The 18,639-nt window shown below is 60.9% G+C and carries 15 protein-coding genes and 1 pseudogene; 8 read left to right on the forward strand and 8 right to left on the reverse strand.

The window, feature by feature from the left end; translation table 11 throughout:
* Positions 1 to 205: 205 nt before the first annotated feature.
* Entirely contained in the window at positions 206 to 1,108 is a 903-nt protein-coding gene (locus BFP96_RS15760) for a homocysteine S-methyltransferase family protein (protein ID WP_065893013.1), read from the reverse strand.
* A 114-nt stretch (positions 1,109 to 1,222) separates the two neighbouring features.
* Between BFP96_RS15760 and BFP96_RS15765 the strand changes: the two genes are divergently transcribed.
* Together BFP96_RS15765 and BFP96_RS15770 are read left to right on the forward strand one after the other, a co-directional pair.
* The gene (locus BFP96_RS15765) at positions 1,223 to 2,044 is read left to right on the forward strand and encodes an ABC transporter substrate-binding protein (RefSeq protein ID WP_065883831.1); all 822 of its coding nucleotides are present in this window, start codon (positions 1,223 to 1,225) and stop codon (positions 2,042 to 2,044) included.
* Positions 2,041 to 2,811, forward strand: coding sequence for an amino acid ABC transporter permease (locus BFP96_RS15770; RefSeq protein WP_065893012.1), 771 nt, complete (start codon positions 2,041 to 2,043; stop codon positions 2,809 to 2,811). The genes BFP96_RS15765 and BFP96_RS15770 overlap by 4 nt, the downstream gene beginning before the upstream one ends.
* Before the next feature lie 3 nt (positions 2,812 to 2,814).
* Here BFP96_RS15770 and BFP96_RS15775 read toward each other — a convergent pair whose 3' ends face one another.
* Both BFP96_RS15775 and BFP96_RS15780 read right to left on the reverse strand, forming a co-directional pair.
* Entirely contained in the window at positions 2,815 to 3,093 is a 279-nt protein-coding gene (locus BFP96_RS15775) for a helix-turn-helix domain-containing protein (protein ID WP_065893011.1), read from the reverse strand.
* Positions 3,090 to 4,364, reverse strand: a complete 1,275-nt coding sequence (locus BFP96_RS15780) for a type II toxin-antitoxin system HipA family toxin (RefSeq protein ID WP_256549038.1) — start codon at positions 4,362 to 4,364, stop codon at positions 3,090 to 3,092. The genes BFP96_RS15775 and BFP96_RS15780 overlap by 4 nt, the downstream gene beginning before the upstream one ends.
* Between BFP96_RS15780 and BFP96_RS31325 the strand changes: the two genes are divergently transcribed.
* The 3 genes from BFP96_RS31325 (at position 4,266) to BFP96_RS15790 (ending at position 7,057) form a co-directional block, all read left to right on the forward strand.
* Entirely contained in the window at positions 4,266 to 4,565 is a 300-nt protein-coding gene (locus BFP96_RS31325) for a hypothetical protein (RefSeq protein ID WP_240997039.1), read from the forward strand. The two genes, BFP96_RS15780 and BFP96_RS31325, sit on opposite strands and share 99 nt — an antisense overlap.
* 109 nt (positions 4,566 to 4,674) lie before the next feature.
* Positions 4,675 to 5,976, forward strand: a complete 1,302-nt coding sequence (locus tag BFP96_RS15785; protein ID WP_065936557.1) for an autotransporter outer membrane beta-barrel domain-containing protein — start codon at positions 4,675 to 4,677, stop codon at positions 5,974 to 5,976.
* A 124-nt stretch (positions 5,977 to 6,100) separates the two neighbouring features.
* Complete coding sequence (locus BFP96_RS15790; RefSeq protein ID WP_128875951.1) at positions 6,101 to 7,057, forward strand: hypothetical protein; 957 nt, start codon at positions 6,101 to 6,103, stop codon at positions 7,055 to 7,057.
* Between the two features lie 67 nt (positions 7,058 to 7,124).
* Here BFP96_RS15790 and oadA read toward each other — a convergent pair whose 3' ends face one another.
* Positions 7,125 to 8,933 carry a sodium-extruding oxaloacetate decarboxylase subunit alpha gene (gene oadA / locus BFP96_RS15795; protein WP_065893007.1) on the reverse strand — a complete coding sequence of 603 codons (1,809 nt, stop codon included), beginning with the start codon at positions 8,931 to 8,933 and terminating at the stop codon, positions 7,125 to 7,127.
* Positions 8,934 to 8,944: 11 nt separating this feature from the next.
* Positions 8,945 to 10,360, reverse strand: a complete 1,416-nt coding sequence (locus BFP96_RS15800) for an acetyl-CoA carboxylase biotin carboxylase subunit (protein ID WP_003195732.1) — start codon at positions 10,358 to 10,360, stop codon at positions 8,945 to 8,947.
* A gap of 193 nt (positions 10,361 to 10,553) precedes the next feature.
* Between BFP96_RS15800 and BFP96_RS15805 the strand changes: the two genes are divergently transcribed.
* The gene (locus BFP96_RS15805) at positions 10,554 to 11,528 is read left to right on the forward strand and encodes a LysR family transcriptional regulator (RefSeq protein ID WP_065936559.1); all 975 of its coding nucleotides are present in this window, start codon (positions 10,554 to 10,556) and stop codon (positions 11,526 to 11,528) included.
* Here the strand turns inward: BFP96_RS15805 and BFP96_RS29235 are convergent.
* The 3 genes from BFP96_RS29235 to BFP96_RS15820 form a co-directional block, all read right to left on the reverse strand.
* Complete coding sequence (locus BFP96_RS29235; RefSeq protein ID WP_083203275.1) at positions 11,458 to 11,655, reverse strand: PA3496 family putative envelope integrity protein; 198 nt, start codon at positions 11,653 to 11,655, stop codon at positions 11,458 to 11,460. The genes BFP96_RS15805 and BFP96_RS29235 overlap by 71 nt on opposite strands.
* A 236-nt stretch (positions 11,656 to 11,891) precedes the next feature.
* Positions 11,892 to 12,758: a transcriptional regulator HexR gene (hexR, locus tag BFP96_RS15815; protein ID WP_003177007.1), complete on the reverse strand. Its 867-nt coding sequence runs from the start codon at positions 12,756 to 12,758 to the stop codon at positions 11,892 to 11,894.
* Positions 12,759 to 12,920: 162 nt separating this feature from the next.
* On the reverse strand, positions 12,921 to 15,794 hold the full coding sequence (locus tag BFP96_RS15820; protein ID WP_065936560.1) for an EAL domain-containing protein: 2,874 nt from the start codon (positions 15,792 to 15,794) through the stop codon (positions 12,921 to 12,923).
* Positions 15,795 to 16,062: 268 nt separating this feature from the next.
* On the opposite strand from BFP96_RS15820, the gene uvrD reads away from it, so the two are divergent.
* On the forward strand, positions 16,063 to 18,246 hold the full coding sequence (uvrD, locus tag BFP96_RS15825) for a DNA helicase II (RefSeq protein WP_065897700.1): 2,184 nt from the start codon (positions 16,063 to 16,065) through the stop codon (positions 18,244 to 18,246).
* A gap of 299 nt (positions 18,247 to 18,545) precedes the next feature.
* Positions 18,546 to 18,639, forward strand: a pseudogene (locus tag BFP96_RS31330) (hypothetical protein); the annotation flags it as partial.

Consider the following 18,639-nt stretch of genomic DNA (forward strand, 5'->3'; position numbering starts at 1 on the left):
AGTGCGGCTAACCCGGCGTCCTGCCGGGTTACCCACGGATTCAAGCCTGCGTTCGGCCAGCGTGGTTTAACGGGGCGCCTAAGATCAAGATCAAGAGCGACTCGCTTCGCATCGTGGTTACATTACGGTTGGGCGCTACAGAGTTGTGTAGATACCCATGGCCATCGGGGGCAAGCCCCCTCCCACAGTTTTGATCTGCGGTGAATCAGTTGGAAAGGCGCTCGGCCAACACCGCAATATGCTCCGGCCCGATCCCGCAGCAACCGCCCAGATGACTGGCGCCGCGCGCCTGCCAATCCGCCGCCCAGTGCAGGTAACCCGGCGGGTCGAGATCGTCGCGCAACGGGTCCAGGCCATCGTTGGCCGTGGCTTCCTTGGGTTGCGGCGGGAAGGCATTGGCGTAGGCGCCGATCTGAATGGCGACGCCCAATCGCTCGAAGGTTGCCCGCGCCGCATCGATCGCCGCGCCGATCACTTCGGGCTGGCTGCAGTTGAACAGCAACACCTGCACGCCCAACTGCGCCGCCGCCTCGGCGGCCTCCGCCACCGGCTCGCCGGAACGCAGGCGCGGCACCTCATCGGTATCCTCATCTTTCAAGGTAAACGACAGCCAGAACGGCTTGCCATCCTGCGGCAGGCCGGCATGAATCGCTTGCGCTTCAACGATGGAGCTTTGGGTTTCCGCCAGCCACAGGTCAACGTGAGGCGCCAATCCCTGCACCAGCGGTGTCAGCAATTCGCTGACCCGCTCAGGCAGGAACAGGTCGGGCCGATAGGAGCCAAACAACGGCGGCAATGAACCGGCGACGCGCACCGACTTGCCCGAGGCCTTCACCGCCCGTCGCGCCAACTCACCGGCCAATGCGGCCAGCGCCTGGCCCTCCTGCGCGAACCGCGCTTCGCCGATATGAAACGGCACCACCGCGTAGCTGTTGCTGGTAATCACGTCGGCACCGCTGTCGATATAGGCCGTGTGCACCGCCTCTACCGCTTGCGGCGCCTCGCTCAGGGCCAGCGCCGACCATTCCGGCTGGCGGAACGGCGCGCCACGGCGTTGCAGTTCACGGCCCATGCCGCCATCGAGAATTACGGTGTTTGTTGTACCCATATGCTTTTTACTCATATGCTTATGAAAATAACTCACTATGAGAGTCGTTCTTATAACTATTTAATGCGTACCGTTCGGTTAATAACAACCTCTTTTTTATTCAGGTGCTCGATTTTGAAATTACGACCGCTGTTGGCCCTGGGCCTGACGATGTTGGCCGCTTCAACCCAAGCCTTTGGCGGTGCCACCCTGGACCGTATCGAGCAGAAGAAAGAGCTGGTCGGGGTGCTGATGGAAAGCTATCCACCGTTTTCATTCCTCAACGAGCAGAACCAGCTCGACGGCTTCGACGTGGATGTGGCCAAGGCCGTAGCGCAAAAGCTTGGGGTCAAGCTGCGCCTGGAAACGCCTTCATGGGACGTCATTGCCGCCGGCCGCTGGAGCGGGCGCTACGACATTTGCATCTGCTCAATGACCCCGAGCAAGGCACGCGCCGAGGTGTTCGACTTCCCGGTGGAGTACTACGCCTCGCCCGCCGTCATCGTGGTCAATGCCAAGGATGATCGCATCCATGCAGCCAAAGACCTGAGCGGCAAGAAAGTCGGCCTCACCAGCGCCTCCAGCTATGAAAGCTACCTGAACAAGAATCTGGTGATCGAAGGCGCCGAGGACACCCAGTTGCAGTACCCGTTCGAGGATGTGCAGATTGCCCCGTACGACACCGACAACGTGGCATTCCAGGACCTCGGCCTGGGCGCGGGCGTGCGCCTGGATGCGATCCTCACCAACCTGGTCACCGCGCAGCCGCGCCTGACCCAGGACAAGCGCTTCAAGCTGGCAGGCGAGCCGCTGTATTCGGAGCCCAACTCGGTGGCCATCGAAAAAGGCGACGCGCAGTGGGACAGCAAAGTGCGTGAGGTCTTCGCCCAGCTCAAACAGGACGGCACCTTGAGCAAGCTGTCGCAAAAATGGATCGGCGCCGATATCAGCCGATGAGCTTTCGTATACGGCTTTACCTGACCTGGGCGGCGCTGCTCGCGCTGTTTGCGAGTTTCTTCCTGAGCTTTGACCTGAAGTTCTCGATCATCCTCGACAAGCTGCCCAACCTGGTCGGCCTGCACCTTGCGCCCAATGGCTTCCTGCAAGGCGCGGCGCTGACGCTGTTTTTGTGCCTGTGCGCCATCGTTGCGTCGTCGATATTGGGGTTTGTCACCGCCCTGGGGCGCCTGTCGAAAAGCGCGGTGGCGTTTGGCATTGCCAGTTTCTACGCCTCGTTCTTTCGCGGCACGCCGTTGCTGATCCAGATCCTGCTGATTTACCTGGGCTTGCCGCAACTGGGCCTGGTGCCGGGCGCGATCGTCGCCGGCATCATCGCCTTATCGCTGAACTACGGCGCCTACCTGAGCGAGATTTTCCGCGCCGGCATCCTCGGCGTGCCCCATGGCCAACGGGAAGCGGCGTTGGCCCTGGGCATGCGTGACCGGGCGATCTTCTGGCATGTCACCCTGCCCCAGGCCATGCGCACCATCATCCCGCCGGCCACCAACCAGTTCATCTCGATGCTCAAGGACTCGTCGCTGATCTCGGTGATGGGCGTGTGGGAAGTGATGTTCCTGGCCCAGTCCTACGGCCGCTCGAGCTACCGCTACATCGAGATGCTCACCACGGCGGCGATCATTTACTGGGTAATGTCCCTCGGGCTGGAGCTGATCCAGGCGCGCATGGAGCGACATTTCGGCAAGGGGTATGTGCGCCGCGGTTGACGCTTAGAACCCCTTGCGTCGCACTTTGACCACACCCATCTGCAAACCGAAGGGACGGAGCACCGCATTCAGCGATTTCAGGGTTTGGTTGCCCTCGCCGTGCTCGATATGCACCAAGGTGCGAACGGAGATTTTGCACATCCTGGCGAACTGGCTTTGATGCAGGCCCGTCACTTCGGTGCGCAAGCGACGCACGGCGTCGCCCAGTTCGAGCGAACCATCAGCCAAGCCGTGCTCAACACTTTCAATCAACAAGGCACGAGCATCCAGTGAGACCGTCATCGCAGCCCCCATTGCTTCAGGCGCAGGTCCAGTTTTCCAAGTGGGATGCTGGGATGATTCAGCGTCACAGCGGGCAGGCCGCTTGCAGCCAGAAGATCCGGTAATGCACGCAGCTGCTGCGCTGTTTGTCGCAACCGTTCAAAGCTTTGCTCGGGATCAACAATGTCGGAAAGGGCCTCGCAGACGCCTTTCCAATTGATATCTCCCGCTTTTTCCAATGCTTTAGGCCACTTGGTGGTTCGCGTGACAGCCTCTGCGTCCATAACCATGGGCGCCAAGTCATAAATAGGCGCCAGTCTCAGCGCTTTAGGCTCTCGGATAATCGACGTATTTCGCCCATGGTTGTCCGAGTTGCCCAATACCTTATTCAGCAGGTCTCGGCGCAGGTACTCTGCAACAAGATCGGCAACCTGACCCTCTTGCCCTGCGGCTCGCCATTGCTCGACCAGCAGTCTCACGACCTCCGAATGATCCATGTAGCTGCCGGGAGTGGTCACTCCGGCCAGCGAATAGATCGACTCGACTGCCAGCCTTTCAACACCATTTTCGCCCAGTCTTCGATCAAAACGATGCACCCACAGACTCGGCTTTGTAGCCTCTTCCAAGGCCAATCCTTCGGCGGCTACAGTCTCGATTCCAAGCGCATGAAGTGCCTTGTAATAGTGGTATTCACTTCTCAGGATGTCCTGATCGTTCTGAGTGGCCTGGTTGCGCGGGAACTTGATGAACCAATGCTGAGCGACGTCGTCGTCATTCAGGATGGCGTCAGGATACAGCAGGCCGTCCGCGCCCTGGCTCATCAACAGCTTGGGTGCTTCGCCGCCGGCGCCGGTAGCACCGCCTATTGCAGCGCCCTGCTCATAGGCATATTCAAGAAAACCGCTGTTGCGGCTGGTCACGTCATGTCGTGAAAAACCCATCGGTACCTCGCCGTCCAGAGCCAGCACGGACTCCTTGATACGCATATTTCCGATCGGAGCCGGTGTGCTGCGCCCAAGCAAAAACAAATCATCATCAACCCCCTGCGGTTTCTCACGACCCGTGCGCTGCATTAAAAACCGTTTGGCAGAACCGGCTGGCGCAATATCGTGCAAAAAGGCAGGTGCTGATTTGAGCACTGAAACGTCCCACTCCAGTGGAAACCGTGCACTGACGCAGGTGTGGAAAGGCCGTTGGATGTCGTCAAGATTATCGACAAGGTAATCCTGTCGATAATGGAACCTGCAAGGCCCGGCAAAACCCTTTTGCGGCTCGGGAAACTCCAGGCGCATTGCGTCACGCCAGTACCCAGCGGTAAAAATCTGCAATATCAACGAGTAGGCGCGGCCAGTCTGCAATTTAATGCACCTTCTGAAGGGTTCGAGGCGTTATTAACGCAATATAGTGCATCCAGAACGCTCGAAACTGATAATTTACGCATTAAAATGCAATTTAAATACGCCATGACCAGCCAATGGCGGATGAGCTTTTAATCGCACCCCACTAAGGACAACTCCCGCAAACCAGCGGTCAGTGGCCTGACAGTTATCCCTCGACGACCTCGCTACATTCCCCGCCTCATTCATCAGAGGTCGGGAATTCATGTCTTTTATACCCTCCAGAATCGCTGCGTTCATCAGCCTTGCAGTGGCCATCAGTGTTCAACCCGCGCAAGCACGCGGCGATATTGAATACAGGCCGTTTTTTCATCAGCCTTACGATTCGGCCGAGACTGAGTGGGCCTTCGAACCCGAGTTCGATACGCCACCTTCCCCGCCGCCCTACGCCGGTTACCTCATCGGACAAGCCACGTCCTACAACGGCGTGCAGGTCGCCAAGGTGCTGGAGCCCGCTCTGCTTGATTTGCTGACCTCCGGGGAGCTGACCTCGGAAGAGATAAAGGACCTGCAGAAAGCAAATGAAGCACTGGCCGCACAGCCCGGCGGGATCGGCGCAGCCCTTGAACAATTGGCCGGCAGCCAAAACGCTAACCTGGCCACCGCCAGCCACGCCGTCACCGGCCAGATCAGCAACCAATTACTCTCGACCCTGCGCGCCTTGCCTGCCGACGAGAATAATCACGTTTGGGTGCAGGGCCTGGGCAACGACGGCCACCTCGATTCACGCAGCGGCAGCGCCGGCCTGAAGCACCGCACCCGTGGGCTGTTGCTGGGAGCCGACTGGGCGGTCGACCACGCCTGGCGTGTGGGGGTGATGGGTGCCAAGTCCACGAGTAATCTTGACGCCCAGCGCTTTTCCGCCGAGCTGGACAGTTTGCATCTGGGTGCCTACGCCGTGCGCCAGGACGGACCGCTGGCCCTGCGCCTGGGTGCGATCTACAGCAGCCACGCAGGGACCAACCGGCGCAACGTCAATCTGCTCGATTACAAGGATCAGCTCAAGTCTCATTACGATGCCCAAAGCCAAACGCTGTTCTCGGAACTGGGCTATCAATTGGGCAGCCAGGACTTGCGCGTCGAGCCCTTCGTCGGCCTTGGCTACCAGCGTTATCACCGCGACAGTTTCAAGGAAAGCGGTGGCCTGACCGCGCTCAACGTCGGCGCGCAGACCCAGCAGAACCTGAGCAGTACGGTGGGTCTGCGCCTGGCGACAGTGTACCGGTTCGATAATCAGGTCAGCCTGACACCCCACCTCAGCACCGGCTGGAAACATCTCTACGGCGCAGTCGACAGCCAGGTGCGCCAATCCTATCGCAACGCTCCAGTGGCACTGGACGGCTTCACCCTCACGGGTACGTCACTGGATCGCGACAGCCTGGACGTAAACGCCGGCGTGGACCTGGCCTTGTCCAGCCAACACACGCTGGGCCTGAGCTACAGCGGCCAGGCGGGTACCCATAGCCGCAATCAAGGCGTCAAGGGGCAATGGACGATGAGCTTTTAACCGAGCGTCGTAAGCGTCCTCTTCAATAACGAACCCTCTCACAATCCTCGGTACTACCGCCGACAGCGACGGACTTTTCATTGCGTTAGTTTTCGACCTCCAGCACACGTGAGGTCGAAATCCAATGTCGCAAGTACCCACCCAGTCCGCAGTCTATCCCTCTCAAGCGTTCTATCCAGTGTCGGCGACCGTGCAGGTGGAGGCCGGCGACGACATCTATAATCACGGCCTCATCAGCGGCAAGCAATATGGCGTGCTGGTCGATAACGGGAGCGCTGGGCCTGACGTTGGCAGCACGTTGCTGGTCAACAATGGCACCATCAGAGGTCGCAACGGCTATGGGGTGAACCTGCTAGGCAACTTCAACGACAGGGTCGTCAATAACGGCCTGATCAGCGGGGGCAACGGCATTGCCCTGGACATGGGCGGGGGCAACGACGTGTTGATTGTGCGCGGCCAGGCCCGATTCAGGGGCGAGGTGGACGGCGGCAGCGGTACCAACCAGGTCATCCTCGAAGATATCGAGGGCGGCACGTTCAACGGCGCCCGCCAGTTTCAGCATCTGGACGTCAATGCAGGCACCTGGACCCTGACCGGCGCACTGGAGGCCAACCAGCGCGGCCGGGTTCAGAGCGGCGCCACCTTGATCAACCAGAACCGCATCGGCGGCACGGTCACGGTTGAACAGGGTGCTACCTATGCCGGAGGCACGGTGAACGAACTCGACGTCGCCGGCACGCTGTTGCTCGACCCGGTCTTGAAAAACCAAGATCGAATCAAACGCGACCTGAACATGGCAGCGGGTTCGACCCTGGTTTTCAAGGTAAGCCTGGGCGAAGCACACAGCACCCTGAAAGTCGGCAACCGTGCCAGCCTCGCGGGCGCGACGCTGAATATCCAGATAGAGCATGAACATGATGAACTGCTCAACCGCCAACTACGTGTCGTCGACGCCGCACAGATTGAAGGCCGTTTCGAGCGGGTCACCAGTCACCTTGCAACCCTGACCCCGGAACTGATCTACACAGCCACCGGCGTCTTTGTCAGCTTCAAGCACCAAAAGCCTGCCGCCGAGGCCTGAATCTCGGGCAAAAAAAAGGAGGGCACCTGCCCCCCCGAGGATTAAGCGGTCACGTCGAAGGCTGGATTCAGCCTTCGATCTCAATCAGGATCTCACCCGGGTTGACCCGGTCGCCCTTGGCCACATGAACGGCGGACACCTTGCCGGCAATGGCGGCCTGGACTTCGGTTTCCATTTTCATGGCTTCAGTGATCAACACGGCCTGGCCGGCCTTGACCACGTCGCCCTCCTTGACCAGCACATCGACGATATTGCCCGGCATCGCCGTGCTGACATGGCCCGGTTCGGTAGCGTGCTTGCGCTTGCTGCCGCCGCTGCTGACGAATTCGTTGAGCGGTTCGAACACCACTTCTTCCGGCATGCCGTCGATGGACAGGTAAAAGTGACGCTTGCCTTCGGCCTTCACGCCCACCCCGGTGATATCCACGCGGTAGCTTTCGCCGTGCACGTCGATGACGAACTCGGTCGGCACGCCTTCGCCGCTGGCACGGGCGACACCGCCGGCTTCCGGAATCGGCAGCAGCACCTCAGGGGCAAGGGTGCCGGCGTCGCGTTCTTCGAGGAATTTGCGCCCGATATCCGGGAACATGGCGTAGGTCAGCACGTCTTCTTCGGACTTGGCCAACGCGCCGATTTCACCGCGCAGCTTGGTCATTTCCGGCTTGAGCAAATCAGCCGGGCGAACGTCGATGACCTCTTCGCTGCCGATGGCCTGACGGCGCAGTTTTTCGTTCACCGTGCCCGGGGCCTTGCCGTAGCCACCCTGCAGGTAGAGCTTCACTTCGTTGGTGATGGTCTTGTAGCGCTCACCGGCGAGCACGTTGAAGAACGCCTGGGTGCCGACGATCTGCGACGTGGGCGTGACCAGCGGCGGGAAGCCGAGGTCTTCACGCACGCGCGGGATTTCGGCCAGCACTTCGCTCATACGGTTCAGGGCGCCCTGCTCTTTCAACTGGTTGGCCAGGTTGGAAATCATCCCACCCGGTACCTGGTTGACTTGCACGCGGGTGTCGACGGCAGTGAACTCGCTTTCAAACTGGTGGTATTTCTTGCGCACGGCGTAGAAGTACAGGCCGATTTCCTGCAGCAGTTCCAGATCGAGGCCGGTGTCGAACTCGCTGCCTTTGAGGGCCGCGACCATCGACTCGGTGCCCGGGTGGCTGGTGCCCCAGGCGAAGCTGGAGATGGCGGTGTCGATATGGTCGGCACCGTTTTCGATGGCCTTGAGCTGGCACATCGCGGCCAGGCCGGCGGTGTCGTGGGAGTGGATAAAGATCGGCAGGTTCTGCTCGGCTTTGAGCGCCTTGACCAGTTCGCCGGTGGCGTAAGGGGTCAGCAGGCCGGCCATGTCCTTGATCGCGATCGAGTCACAGCCCATGGACTCCAATTGCTTGGCCTGGGCCACGAAGGCGTCGACAGTGTGCACCGGGCTGGTGGTGTAGGCGATGGTGCCCTGGGCGTGCTTGCCGGCGGCCTTGACCGCTTCAATGGCCACGCGCAGGTTTCGTACGTCGTTCATCGCATCGAAGATACGGAACACATCGATCCCGTTGACCGCGGCCTTGGCGACAAAGGCTTTGACCACATCGTCGCTGTAGTGGCGGTAGCCCAGCAGGTTCTGGCCGCGCAGCAGCATTTGCAGGCGCGTGTTGGGCAACGCGGCGCGCAGTTGGCGCAGGCGCTCCCACGGGTCTTCTTTGAGGAACCGTACGCAAGCGTCAAAGGTGGCACCGCCCCAGACTTCCAGAGACCAGTAGCCGACTTTGTCGAGCTTGTCGCAGATCGGCAGCATGTCATCGGTGCGCATGCGGGTCGCCAGCAACGATTGGTGAGCGTCGCGCAGGATGGTGTCGGTTACGAAGATCTTTTTGCTCATTGTTATATTCCTCACAGGCCTGCGTGGGCGGCGATGGCGGCGGCGATGGCCAGGGCCAGCTCTTCGGGTTTGCGCTTGATCGAGTAGTTGGTCAGCTCAGGGTGGCTTTCCACGAAGCTGGTATTGAACTGGCCGCTGCGGAATTCCGGGTTGCGCAGGATTTCCTGGTAATAGGCGGCGGTGGTCTTCACGCCTTGCAGGCGCATGTCGTCCAGGGCGCGCAGGCCGCGGTCCATGGCTTCTTCCCAGGTCAACGCCCACACCACCAGTTTCAGGCACATGGAGTCGTAGAACGGCGGGATGGTGTAGCCGGTGTAGATCGCCGTGTCGGTACGCACACCGGGGCCGCCGGGGGCGTAGTAACGGGTGATCTTGCCGAAGCTGGGCAGGAAGTTGTTCTTCGGGTCTTCGGCGTTGATGCGGAACTGCAACGCAAAACCTCGGTGCTGGATATCTTCCTGTTTCACCGACAGCGGCAGGCCCGAGGCGATACGAATCTGCTCGCGGACGATGTCGATCCCGGTGATTTCCTCGGTGATGGTGTGTTCCACCTGCACCCGGGTGTTCATCTCCATGAAGTACACCTCGCCCTCGGCGAGCAGGAACTCCACAGTGCCGGCGTTCTCGTAGCCCACAGCCTTGGCCGCGCGCACCGACAGGTCGCCGATGTAGGCGCGCTGTTCCGGGGTCAGCTGCGGGCTGGGGGCGATTTCAATGAGCTTCTGGTTGCGGCGCTGGATCGAGCAATCACGCTCGAACAGGTGCACCACGTTGCCAAAGCTGTCACCGAGGATCTGCGCCTCGATGTGCTTGGGATTGACGATGCACTTTTCCAGAAACACTTCCGCCGAACCGAACGCCTTGGTGGCTTCGGAAATCACCCGGGGGAAGGCTTGTTCGAGTTCTTCGCGGCTGTTGCAACGGCGAATACCACGACCGCCACCACCGGAGGTGGCCTTGAGCATCACCGGGTAACCGATACGGTCGCCTTCGGTGAGGGCTTCATGGATGTCGGCGACGTTGCCTTCGGTGCCCGGCGTGACCGGCACACCGGCCTTGATCATGCTGCGCCGCGCTTCGGTCTTGTCGCCCATGCGGCGGATGACTTCGGCGGACGGGCCGATGAATTTGATCCCGCGTTCGGCACAGATGTCCGCCAGCTCGGCGTTTTCCGACAGGAAACCGTAGCCGGGGTGCAGTGCATCGCAGCCGGTTTCCACGGCTAGGTTCACCAGCTTGCGCGGGTTCAGGTAACCGGCCAGGGGCTCGGCCCCGATGCTGTGGGCTTCGTCGGCACGCTTGACGTGCAACGCGTGGCGGTCGGCGTCCGAATAAACCGCGACCGAGCGAATGCCCATCTCGGCGCAGGCACGCACGATTCGTACGGCAATTTCACCACGGTTGGCGATCAGGATCTTTTTTATCACTTGGAAATTCCCTTGAGCCGATTGCTGCGTCTTTGACCTTAGTAACAAGGTCAGCGCGTGACCAAATGTTTCATGACAGTCGCGAGACACACACTAAGCGCACGGAGGGATTAACAAAAATCAATAATTATTGGGTTGTGTATAAGTAAAGACTTATAGTTGGCGGGATGATTGCTGAGCGGGGAATTATTTAATGCGTAAGTCATTGATGCGTATGACATTGCGTCAGTTGCAGATTTTCAATGAAGTGTGTGATTTGCGCTCCTACAGCCGTGCAGCCGAGGAAATGTCCCTGACTCAACCGGCCGTCAGCCTGCAAATTCGCCAGCTCGAAGAGCTGATCGGCCAGCCGCTGTTCGACTATGTCGGCAAAAAGCTCTACATGACCGAGGCCGCCGAAGCCCTGCAACGGGCCAGCCGGGATATTTTCGGCCGCCTGGAAAACCTCGATATGCAGCTCTCGGACATGCAGGGCTCACTGCAGGGCCAATTGAAGCTGGCGGTGGAGTCCAGCGCCAAATACTTCGTGCCGCACCTGTTCGCCGCCTTCAAGCGCCAGCACCCGGAGGTGCAATTGCACCTGACCGTGGTCAATCGCGCCCAGGTGATCCGCCGGCTCTCGGACAACCGCGACGACCTGGTGATCATGTCCATGGTGCCCCAGGACATGGGCCTGGAATTCCTGCCGTTCCTGAATAACCCGATCGTCGCCGTGGCGCTGCCGGATCATCCGTTGAGCCTGAAAGGGCCGCTACGCCTGCAGGACCTGGAACCCTACACCCTGCTCATCCGCGAACCGGGTTCCGGCACACGCCTGGCGTGCGAAGAGTACTTCAAGGAAAAACGCGTGCACTTCACCCAGACCGTGGAAGTGGCCTCGGCCGAGGCGCAGCGTGAGTGCGTGGTCGCCGGTTTAGGCGTGGCCCTGCTGACGCGCCACGCCTTGAACCTGGAACTGGCCACCGGCGGGCTCAAGGAGCTGGCGGTGGACGAACTGCCGCTGTACCGCAGTTGGTGCCTGGTGCAAGCCAAAGCCAAGCGGCTGTCACCGGTGGCCCATGCGTTCCTGGGCTTTATCCGCAGCGAACGGGTACAGATCAGCGCCCTGGCTGAGCGCTTCGCTGGGCAGCCAAGGGCGCCTGCCAATGCAGTTCCGGGTAGTCACTGATGCTCTGCAGCAGCTGGCGCTGGTCACAGCGGTCTTCGATTGCGCGACGGAACGCCATGCGGCGCTGGTCTTCCTGCTGACGACGGGTCTTGACGGTGCTGTTGCTGTCTTCGTAGGTCCGGGCCATTTTGGAGTCTCCCAATGCGAGTGCGGGGAGTACAGGATGGGTGCGAGGGATGACGGGGCGATGACAGTGCGATGAAGATTCTGGACACACAAAAAGGGGGCTTGCCCTAGTGCCCTCTGTAGGAGCGAGCTTGCTCGCGAAAAATTCACAGGCACCGCGTTCATTCAGAAAGCACGCGTTATCGTTGACGTTTTTCGCGAGCAAGCTCGCTCCTACATTTTGGATCTGTGTACAGTTCAGTCGTCGAGGGCTTTGACCGACTTGGGCGACAGTCGCAGGCTGCGCAAACTGCGCTTCACGCTCTTGAGGTGGTTGACCAGGCTCGGTCCGCGGGCCATGGCAACCCCCATCGCCAAAACGTCGATCACCACCAGATGAGCAATGCGCGAGGTCAGCGGCGTGTAGATCTCGGTGTCTTCATGCACGTCGATCGCCAGGTTCACCGTAGACAGCTCCGCCAATGGCGTCTGGCTCGGGCACAGGGTAATCAGCGAAGCGCCGCTTTCACGCACCAGGTTGGCGGTGATGAGCAGGTCTTTGGAGCGACCGGACTGGGAAATACAGATGGCCACGTCGGTGGGCTTCAAGGTCACCGCCGACATCGCCTGCATGTGCGGGTCGCTGTAGGCCGCCGCCGTGAGCAGCAGGCGGAAAAACTTATGCTGGGCGTCGGCCGCCACCGCACCGGAAGCACCAAAGCCGTAGAACTCCACGCGCTGGGCCTGGGACATCGCGGTCACGGCCTTTTGCAGCTCCACCGGGTCGAGCTTCTCGCGCACTTCCATCAGCGTATGCAACGTGGTGTCGAAGATTTTCAGGCTGTAGTCGGCGACGGAGTCGTCTTCATGGATCGCAAACTGGCCGAAGCTCGCCCCGGCAGCCAGGCTTTGCGCCAACTTGAGTTTCAAATCCTGAAACCCGGAGCAACCGATGGCGCGGCAGAAGCGCACGATGGTCGGCTCGCTGATGCCCACGCTGTGGGCCAGATCAGCCATGGAACTGTGCATCACAGCCGCAGGGTCAAGCAGCACGTGATCGGCAACCTTGAGTTCCGATTTGCGTAACAGGTGGCGCGACTGGGCGATATGTTGCAACAGGTTCAAAGGGCAGGACTCTTGTTATTGGCAGACGCCAGGGATGTAGCAAGCTTGTAGTTATACTACAAGAATTGCCGTTTTGCCCGCCTGATGCAGCACTAAATCGCCCTGCCCCCCACTGAAATTAAGGGTAGAGGCTTTGTAGCCACAGGGGCTGCCCCCGAGTCATTAAGGAAATTCCGGATTTTGCCGTAACAAATCCGCCAGCCCCTCGGGGTGCATCGGTCGGCTGATCAGATAGCCCTGCACCTCGTCGCACCCCTCGCTTCGCAGGAAATCCAGTTGCTGCTGATCTTCCACGCCTTCGGCCACCACTTTGAGCGCCAACCCGTGGGCCATGGCAATGATCGCCCGGGTGATGGCGGCGTCCTCACGCCCCTGGCCAAGCCCGCGGATAAAGGTCTGGTCGATCTTCACGTAGTCCACCGGAATACGCTTGAGATAGCTGAGGGATGAATAGCCGGTACCGAAATCGTCGATAGCCAGCTTCACACCCAGCTCGCGCAACTGCCGGAAGGTCGTGATGATGTGCTCGACACTGTCGAGCAGCTGACTTTCGGTCAGTTCCAACTCGAGGTATTGCGGGTCCAGCCCGGTCTCTTCCAGCACCTGGCGCACCAGGCTGACCAGCTTGCCCTGGCGCAACTGATGCACCGACAGGTTCACCGACACGCGAATCGGCGCCAGCCCCTGACGCTGCCACTCACAGGCCTGCCAGCAGGCCTTGCGCAACACTGACTCGCCCAACGGCACGATCAGGCCGGTTTCTTCGGCCAGACCGATAAAGTCCCCCGGCGGCACCAGGCCCCATTGCGGATGTTCCCAGCGCACCAGGGCCTCCACCGCATTGAGCTTGCCGGTGGCCAGGCACAGTTTGGGTTGGTAGAACACCGTGAGCTGGCCTTCGTCGATGGCCTTGCGCAGATGGTTTTCCAGCTGCAGGCGCTCCAGGGTGCTGGCTTGCAGGCTGTCGGTGTAGAACTGGAAATTATTCCCGCCCAGGTGCTTGGCGTGCTGCATCGCCATATTCGATTGGCTGACCAGCGCGGAAATTTCCCGCGCATTATCCGGCAGCAGGCTGACGCCCATGGAGGCGCTGACCACCAGCTCATGGCCCTCCACTGTCACCGGCACGCGCAGCTTTGCCAAGAGCCGGGTCGCCACGCGCGCCAGGCTCGACAAGTTGCCATAGGCATCGAACAGCACCGCGAATTCGTCACCGGACAGGCGGGCAATGGTGTCGGCTTCCGGCAGTGCGTTGATCAGCCGCCGTGCCATCTTCTGCAATAGCTGGTCGGCCACTTCATGGCCCAGGCTGTCATTGAGCAGCTTGAAACGGTCGAGGTTGATGTGCAGCAGCGCCAGGCTGCGCCCACCCTGACGCACGCGCTGATGCGCTTCGCGCAGCCGCTCGCGAAACAGCGAACGATTGGCCAGGCCCGTCAGCTCATCGTAATGAGTGAGGTAGCGCATGCGCTCCTCGGACTCGCGCCGCGCGGACAGATCGGCGAAAAAGCCGACGATATGACTGACATTGCCGCGAGCATCGCGCACCACGCTCAGGTGCAGCCACTGCGGGTACAGCTCGCCGTTCTTGCGCGTCTCCACCAGCTCGCCCTGCCAGGTGCCGTGGCTGAGCAGTGCCTGGCGAATCACCGGGAAGTGCCGCCGGGCATCGCGACTGCAGGGTAACTCCACGACATTGCGCCCGAGCATGTCGTCGATGTCAAAACCGGTGACGCGGCTGAACGCCTGGTTGACCGCGATCAGCACGTAGTTGGGGTCGAGAATCACGATGCCTTCGCTGGCCGCCTCGAACACCGTCGAGGCAAGCCGTTGCTGTTCTTCCAGGGCCTTGCCGGCACTGATGTCGCGCCGCGTACCGAGCATGCGGATCACCCGCCCACCGGGCGAACGCTCCACCGCACGCCCACGGTCCTCGATCCACACCCAATGCCCGTCGCCATGGCGTATCCGGTATTCGACCTGATAGTCCTCGCTGCGGCCCTTGAGGTGCTCCACCAACGCGTGCTTGAGCAGCGGCAGGTCGTCGGGGTGCAGGCGCGGCTTTAGATGACTGAGCATTGCGGTGACGTACTCGGGTTCCAGGCCGAACAGTTCCTTGAGGTGGGTGTGGTGCACCTCATCGGTTTGCAGATTCCAGTCCCACAGGCCCAGTTCACTGGCTTGCAGCGCCATGGCCAGGCGCGCCTCGCTTTTGTTCAGGGCGAGGCTGGCGGCGTCCAGTTCCTGGCCGCGCAGGGCCATACGGTCTTGCAGGCCGGCCTGGGCGTCACGCAAGTCCTGTTCGACCTGGCGACGCTGCTCGACTTCGCGCATCAGCGCCTGGTTCAACTGCTCGCTGCGGCGCCGGGCCTGCTGCAAATGCTCGATCAAGGCCTGGTTCTGGAAACGTCGCAACAGCCCGCGCTGGATCAGGCGGTTGACCTGCCACGCCACCACGCTCAACGACGCGAGCAGGATCACACCGAGCACGCCCCAGCCCTGTTGCTGCGAGGTGCCGTTGCAGAACAGGTACGCGATGATCGGCACCAGGCACGGCAAGGCGAAGGACAAAAAGGCCCAGAGGCTCACGGCATACGCCACGCTGGCCGACAGCATTGCCGCGCCGATCAGGCCGAACACCCAGGCCTGTTGCATGAAGCTGTCGGTGGGCACCAGGGCGATGGCGGCGATCGACAGGGTCAGGCCGCTGACCGCCGAGCCGAGCATGAACATCCGGCGCCAGACCGGTTGGGCCTGGCGGCTGGGCATGGCCGACTCAAAGGCCGCCACCTGGATGACCCGCATCGCCACCAGCGCCAGCAACCAGACCAGCCAGGCGCTGTCGAGCAGGTATTGCGCGGGGTTCCACAACAGCCAGGCGCAGACCAAACCATTGACCAGCATCAGCAGGGTTGGCACCAACGAGCCCTGATACAACAGGCGTGTCCGCTCCACCGCCATCTGGGTGGCGTAATGTTTGCGGATAACCTGCGCAGGCGCCGCCGAAGGGCCGAACAGGTCAGTGTCAAAGGTCATAGGCAGTGTTCTTATAATGGTGAGCCTGAAACGTCGACGGAGCATACACAAGCAAACGCTCGGACCAAACTGCTCCAGATCATAAAAAGCGCCCGGCTGTTGGGCGCAAAGCGTTGTTCCAGACAGCTTGAACGAGACGCCACGCGGGCTGTGGCGCATGACCGACCGGTCATCCGCGCTCCGCAGAATGTTGGCCCGCAGGCGGTTTTCCGTCGGGCGCCTGGCATTGGGGTTTGCCCGTCTTCCCCCGGCACCCTAGAATGCGCCGATGCGCGATGATCTCTCCCTTTTGCTGAACTCCCTCAACGATGCCCAACGCCAGGCCGTAGCGGCCCCCGTTGGCCGTCAGTTGGTCCTGGCCGGTGCTGGCTCCGGTAAAACCCGAGTGCTGGTGCACCGTATCGCCTGGTTGATCCAGGTCGAGAACGCGTCGCCCCATTCCATCCTGTCGGTGACGTTCACCAACAAGGCTGCCGCCGAGATGCGCCATCGCATCGAGCAACTGATGGGCATCAGCCCGGCCGGCATGTGGGTGGGCACCTTCCACGGCCTGGCACACCGCCTGTTGCGGGCGCATTGGCAGGAAGCGGGGCTGGCCCAGACATTCCAGATCCTCGACAGCGACGATCAGCAACGTCTGGTCAAGCGCGTGATCCGCGAGCTGGGCCTCGACGAGCAACGCTGGCCGGCGCGCCAGGCCCAGTGGTTTATCAACGGCCAGAAAGACGAAGGCCTGCGTCCGCAGCATATCCAGGCCAGCGGCGATTTGTTCCTGGCCACCATGCGCAGCATCTATGAAGCTTACGAGGCGGCCTGCGCACGCGCCGGCGTGATCGACTTCTCCGAACTGCTGTTGCGTGCCCTGGACCTGTGGCGCGACAACCCCGGCTTGCTGGCCCATTACCAGAAGCGTTTCCGGCACGTTCTGGTGGACGAGTTCCAGGACACCAACGCCGTGCAGTACGCCTGGTTGCGCCTGCTGGCCAAGGGTGGCGACAGCCTGATGGTGGTGGGTGACGACGACCAGTCGATCTACGGCTGGCGCGGCGCGAAAATCGAGAACATCTATCAGTACTCCGAGGACTTCCCGGACGCGGTGACCATCCGCCTTGAGCAGAACTACCGCTCCACCGCCGGGATTCTCAAGGCCGCCAACGCCTTGATCGCCAACAACACCGGGCGCCTGGGCAAAGAGCTGTGGACCGACGGCGGCGAAGGCGAAGCGATCAACCTGTACGCCGCCTTCAACGAACACGATGAAGCGCGCTACGTGGTGGAAACCATCGAAGGTGCGTTGAAAACCGGCCTTTCGCGCAGCGATATCGCCATTCTTTACCGCTCCAACGCCCAATCGCGGGTATTGGAAGAAGCCTTGCTGCGCGAGCGCATCCCGTATCGCATCTACGGTGGCCAGCGCTTCTTCGAGCGTGCGGAAATCAAGAACGCCATGGCCTACCTGCGCTTGCTGGAAGGCCGGGGCAACGACGCGGCGCTGGAGCGGGTAATCAATATCCCGGCCCGTGGCATCGGCGAAAAAACCGTCGAGGCCATTCGCGAGCACGCCCGCCATGCCGATGTGTCGATGTGGGAGGCCATGCGCCTGCTCATCGCCAATAAAGGCCTGACGGGCCGCGCAGCCGGCGCCTTGGGTGTGTTTGTCGAGCTGATCGAGAACCTTGCGGCCAAATGCGCGGAAATGCCCCTGCATCTGATGACCCAGACCGTGATCGAACAATCCGGGCTGATCGCCTACCACGAGGCTGAAAAAGGCGAAAAAGGCCAGGCCCGGGTAGAAAACCTCGAGGAACTGGTCAGCGCCGCCCGTGCGTTCGAAAATGCCGAGAACGAAGAAGACCTTACACCGCTCGCCGCCTTCCTCGGCCATGCTTCGCTGGAGGCGGGGGACGCCCAGGCTGACGAACATGAAGACAGCATCCAGCTGATGACCCTGCACAGTGCCAAGGGCCTGGAATTCCCGTATGTGTTCCTGGTAGGCATGGAAGAAGGCCTGTTCCCGCACAAGATGAGCCTGGAAGAGCCGGGCCGCCTTGAAGAAGAACGTCGCCTGGCTTACGTGGGCATTACCCGGGCCATGCAGAACCTGGTGATGACCTACGCCGAAACCCGACGCCTGTACGGCAGCGAGACCTACAACAAGGTGTCGCGCTTCGTACGTGAAGTGCCGAAGGGACTGATCCAGGAAGTGCGCCTGTCCAACAGCGTCAGCCGCCCGTTCGGCGGCGGCCAGCAGCAGAACTCCAGCAGCATGTTTGCCGGTTCCGAGATTCCGGAAACACCGTTCAGCCTGGGCCAGCAGGTCAGGCACGCGATCTTCGGCGAAGGCGTGATCCTCAACTTCGAAGGCGCCGGCGCCCAGGCACGCGTGCAGGTGAACTTCGCCGAGGGCAGCAAGTGGCTGATGATGGGCTACGCCAAACTTGAGGCTGTCTGAAGTCTGATCGTTTCCACGCTCTGCGTGGGAATGCCGCCCGGGACGCTCCGCGTCCGCTCTCAAAGCAGTGACGCAGAGCGTCACGGGACGCGTTACCACGCGGAGCGTGGGAACGATCTGTACATGAAGGTTTTTGGCCCACCCTTGTTTTTAATAAGGGCGGGCCAATATCTGTAATAACTCCTACAGACCATTCCGAATCAGTCCTACGCAAAAGCCCGAAACATTATGTCGCTAGCCACTGTCACTACACCTGTGCAACATGGCGCGCGTGCAATCCACAAATGGGAATTCCCTTTATGAAACGTTTTCTTAGCATCGCCATGGCGTTGTGCATCGGCTTGACGATGAGCCTCGACGCCAACGCCAAACGCTTCGGTGGCGGCAAGAGCA

This window comes from Pseudomonas sp. 34 E 7 (genome assembly GCF_900005715.1).
GTDB lineage: Bacteria > Pseudomonadota > Gammaproteobacteria > Pseudomonadales > Pseudomonadaceae > Aquipseudomonas > Aquipseudomonas orientalis_A.

Coding starts and splice junctions, on each gene's coding strand:
- BFP96_RS15775 (WP_065893011.1), bottom strand. CDS start 3,093: ATGACGGTCTCACTGGATGCTCGTGCCTTGTTGATTGAAAGTGTTGAG.
- BFP96_RS15780 (WP_256549038.1), bottom strand. CDS start 4,364: ATGCGCCTGGAGTTTCCCGAGCCGCAAAAGGGTTTTGCCGGGCCTTGC.
- BFP96_RS15790 (WP_128875951.1), top strand. CDS start 6,101: ATGTCGCAAGTACCCACCCAGTCCGCAGTCTATCCCTCTCAAGCGTTC.
- BFP96_RS29235 (WP_083203275.1), bottom strand. CDS start 11,655: ATGGCCCGGACCTACGAAGACAGCAACAGCACCGTCAAGACCCGTCGT.
- BFP96_RS15820 (WP_065936560.1), bottom strand. CDS start 15,794: ATGACCTTTGACACTGACCTGTTCGGCCCTTCGGCGGCGCCTGCGCAG.
- BFP96_RS15770 (WP_065893012.1), top strand. CDS start 2,041: ATGAGCTTTCGTATACGGCTTTACCTGACCTGGGCGGCGCTGCTCGCG.
- BFP96_RS15760 (WP_065893013.1), bottom strand. CDS start 1,108: ATGGGTACAACAAACACCGTAATTCTCGATGGCGGCATGGGCCGTGAA.
- uvrD (WP_065897700.1), top strand. CDS start 16,063: ATGCGCGATGATCTCTCCCTTTTGCTGAACTCCCTCAACGATGCCCAA.
- oadA (WP_065893007.1), bottom strand. CDS start 8,933: ATGAGCAAAAAGATCTTCGTAACCGACACCATCCTGCGCGACGCTCAC.
- BFP96_RS15805 (WP_065936559.1), top strand. CDS start 10,554: ATGCGTAAGTCATTGATGCGTATGACATTGCGTCAGTTGCAGATTTTC.
- BFP96_RS15785 (WP_065936557.1), top strand. CDS start 4,675: ATGTCTTTTATACCCTCCAGAATCGCTGCGTTCATCAGCCTTGCAGTG.